We start from the raw sequence: 4,104 nt of genomic DNA on the forward strand, positions 1-4,104 counted from the left end.
CTCAGCAGCGACTGGGTGGCGCGCCGCCGGCCGCCCTTCAGCGCTTTTTCCGCCTCGGCGGCCAGGCTGGCGATGTCCGCCGCGCCCAGGTTGGCGGCCACGCCGCACACGCGGTGCAGCAATTGCGCCGCCGGCTGGATCTGGCCATCGGCCAGCAGGCGCCGCGTTTGCTCGACGGCGTCGCCTTGCGAATTCTCGAAACGCTTGAGCAGGGCTAGGAACGCGCCATAATCACCGCCGAAACGGTGCAGGGCCGCGTCGAGGTCGATGCCGGGCACCGTTGCCGGCACCTCCACGGCATCGGCGCTGGCGGCGCCAGGCGGGAGCGCACCCGTGGCGCCGGCCGTGCCGGGCCGCGCCGGCACCAGCCGCGTCAGGGTCTGCACCATGTCGTCGACATCGATGGGCTTGGAGATGTGCGCATTCATGCCGCTGGCGATGGCGCGCAGGCGGTCCTCGTCCATGGCGTTGGCCGTCATGGCAACGATGGGCAACTCGCGCAAGCCCAGCGCGCGGATGGCCAGCGTGGCTTCGTAGCCGTTCAGCACCGGCATCTGCAAGTCCATCAGCACCACGTCATAGGCCTGCGGCGTGTGCGCCAGCATGTCCACGGCCAGCTGGCCATTGGCGGCCACTGCCACGCGGGCGCCCGAATGCAGCAGGATGTACTGCGCCACTTCCTGGTTGATTTCATTGTCTTCCACCAGCAGCACGCGCATGCCTGCCAGCAGGCCCGACAGCGGCGTGGAGACGGGCAGGGCGGACGGTGCGCTGCGCCCTTCGCGCACGGCCATGACGGCCGCCAGCAGGCGTGCCGGCGTGGCCGGTTTCGAGACGACGCCGGCCAGCATCAGGCTGTCGGCCAGGCGCTCGAGGTTTTCGCTGTCCTGGTCGGCCACCAGCATGATCACGGGGGGCAGGGCCAGCTGTTCGTCGCCGCGCGCCTCCGTCAGCATGGAAATGCCATCCATGCCCGGCATGGCCGCGTCGAGCAGCAGCATGTCGACAGGCGCCGCACCGCCGCCGGCATGGCGGCGCAGCAGCGCCAGGCCCGCCGCGCCGCTGTCGGCGCTGTGGCTGTGCCAGCCGTGCGCCGCGCACCAGTCTTCCAGCATGGCGCGCACGCTGGCATTGTCATCGATGATCAGCAGCGACAATGCCGCGGGCACGGCCCTGGCCGCGCTTTCCGGCGCGGCGGGCACTTTCTCGAAACGGCAGATGAAACGGAAGTCGGAACCCTTGCCCAGTTCGCTTTTCACGCTGAGTTCGCCTCCCATCAGGTCCACCATGCGGCGGCAGATGGCCAGGCCCAGTCCCGTGCCGCCGTATTTGCGGCTGGTGCTGCTGTCGCCCTGGGAAAAGGCATCGAAAATGTGTTCCTGCTCGACGGCGCCGATGCCGATGCCCGTGTCGCGCACGGAAAACTCCAGTGTCACGCTGGCCGCATCCTCGCTGGCCTTGCGGATGGACAGCACCACTTCGCCTTCCTTGGTGAACTTGACGGCGTTGCCCACCAGGTTGATCAGGATTTGCTCGAGGCGCAGCGCGTCGCCCATCAGTTCTGGCGGCACGCCGGGGTCGAGCACGAAGACGGGCTCGACCCCGCGCGCCCAGGCGCTGCTGGCCAGCAGCACGCCGACGCTGCCCAGCATGCGTTCGAGCTGGAAGCGGCGCTGTTCCAGCACCATCTGGCCCGCCTCGATCTTGGAAAAGTCCAGCACGTCGTTGACGATGCCCAGCAGCGACTGGGTGGCCATCTGAATCTTGCCGACATAGCTGCGCTCGCGCCGTTCCAGCGGCGACTCTTCCAGCAGGCGCGCCAGGCCGATGATGGCGTTCATCGGCGTGCGGATTTCATGGCTCATGTTGGCGACGAATTCGCTCTTCGCGATGCTGGCCGCCTCGGCCTTGTCGCGCGCGCGCACCATCTGTTCGTTGAGTTCGTGCAGGCGCAGTTCCGTGCGTTTGAGTTCGGACACGTCGGAAGCCAGCACGAAGAAGCCGCGCACGCCGCCGTTGTCGTCGAAATCGGGAATGTAGTTGGTCCACGTATGGCGCACCTGGCCCGTCGGGTCGAGCAGGTCGCGCTCGAAGCTTTGCGGCCGGCCCGCCAGCACGCCTTCCACGTGCGGCGCGTACACGTCGAACAGTTCCTGGCCCAGCAGCTCGCTCATGTGGATGCCGGCCAGTTCGGCGCTGCTGCGGCCGAACCACTCGTTGTAGAACTTATTCGCGAAACGGCAGCGCAAGTCGTGGCCCCAGTACGACACCATGCCGGGCAGGTTGTCGGTGACGGTGCGGATGAAGCGCTCGCTCTGCTCCAGGCGCCAGGTGGTCGCGTGCAGCACCTCCGTGGCGCGCTTGCGTTCGCTGATATCGATCGAGACGCCCAGCACGTGGCTGGCGCGGCCCGCATCGTCGCGCAGCACCACCTTGCGCGTGGTGAAGTGGCGCGTCGTGCCGTCGGCCGTGTTGATCGCTTCCTGCTCGATTTCCACCATCTGCCCCGTCGCCAGCAGCTTGCGGTCGGCGCCGATGAAGGCGGCCGCCTGCTGCGGCGGGAAGAAATCGTTGTCGGTCTTGCCCAGCAGCTGCTCGCGCGAGCGCCCCAGGGTCAGTTCCGCGTGGCGGTTGACCATCTCAAAGCTCAGCTTGTCGGCACGCTTGACGAAGACCATGGCCGGGATGTTTTCGATGATGGTGCCGAACAGGTGCTTGGAGCGGCGAAATTCCGCTTCGCTGCGCTTGCGCTCGGTGATATCGAGCCACAGCCCCGACACGCCCAGCAGTTGCTGGTCCGGCCCGCTGATCGGGTGATACGAGACAACCCAGTGGCTGGCCTGGTCGCGCTGCTGGCCGCTGTTGCCTTTCAACTCGATATCGACGATGGGCTCGCCCGTCTCGAGCACCTGGCGCAGGCAGCGTTCCACCTCGGCGCGCACGGCGTCGTCGAACAGCATGGTGCCTACCCGGCGGCCGATATGCTGTTCCACGCTGGCCGCGTTGATGGCGGCCAGGTATTGGTTGATCATGACGATGCGCAAGTCGCGGTCGACAAACAGCATGCCGATGGGCGCCGTCGCATACACGGTTTCCAGCAGGCGCGTGGATTTTTCCAGGGCCAGGGTGCGCTCGGCCACCAGGCTTTCAAGCTGCGTGCGGTGGCGCCGCAAGTTGCGCTCGAGCGCGCCCAGGGCCCTGGCCAGGTCGGCCGATTCGCGGTCCGTATGCTTGCCTGACATCAAGGGCTTGCCCTGCGCCAGCGCCTGCACCTGCTGGGTCAGCGCCTGCTGGGTGCGCGCCAGGCGCCCGCCCACGCGCCAGGCCAGGGCGAAAGCGGCGCCCAGCAGCAATGCCAGGATGAGCGAACCCGTGACCACCGAGCGCAGCAGGGCGTCGACCACGGTGCTGGTGCGCATGGTGACGACCACCGTCCAGGCATCGTCGGGCGCGCGGCGGAAACCCGAGTACACGTCGAGTCCTTCCAGGGTGGCATGGCGCAGCACGCCTTCGCGTCCCTGGCGTATCTGTTCCAGCAGTGGCGTCGCGCTGCGCTGGCCCACATAGCGCTGCGGCGCCAGCGTGCGCGCCACGTTGATGCCGTCGGCATTGAGGATGGCCGCGCCCAGGTAGGCAGGCATGCTCAGTTCGCGCATCAGGCGTGGCAGGTAGTCGGCTGGAAACAGGGCCGTGAGCACGTAGGCCTGGCCTGTTGTGCGCGGCAGCGGCAGGTTCAGGGCCAGCTGGGGCAGGCCATCGGGCGCCACGAACAGGCTGGTCAGGCGCGGCTTGCCCTGTTCGCGCGTGCGCTGCATGCTGGCCGCCCATTTCTGCGGCAGCGGCGGCGGGGCGGGCGTGGCGGGCAGGGCGGTATTGACCAGCTGGCGTCCAGACGTATCGGAAATGATGAAGGAGCCGACGGCCACGCCGGGCTGCAGCAGGCTGGCGGCCAGTGCGCGCAGGGCGCCCGCATCGCCATCCTGCAGGGCGGCGGCGGCGATGAAATGCGTGGCGCCGGCATAGGCGAAAACACGTCGCCGCGCTGCACGCGGCGCGAGTCGGACGTCAGCTGCCCGTTCGGGGCAGCCGCTTTGATCCACAAAC

The 4,104-nt window shown here is 68.1% G+C and carries 1 protein-coding gene; it reads right to left on the reverse strand.

What is annotated here, in order from left to right; all coding sequences use genetic code 11:
• On the reverse strand, positions 1–4,104 hold a 4,104-nt coding region (locus JaAD80_RS27580), incomplete at both ends, for a PAS domain-containing protein (protein WP_102299307.1).

This window comes from Janthinobacterium sp. AD80, assembly GCF_002878455.1.
GTDB lineage: Bacteria > Pseudomonadota > Gammaproteobacteria > Burkholderiales > Burkholderiaceae_D > Janthinobacterium.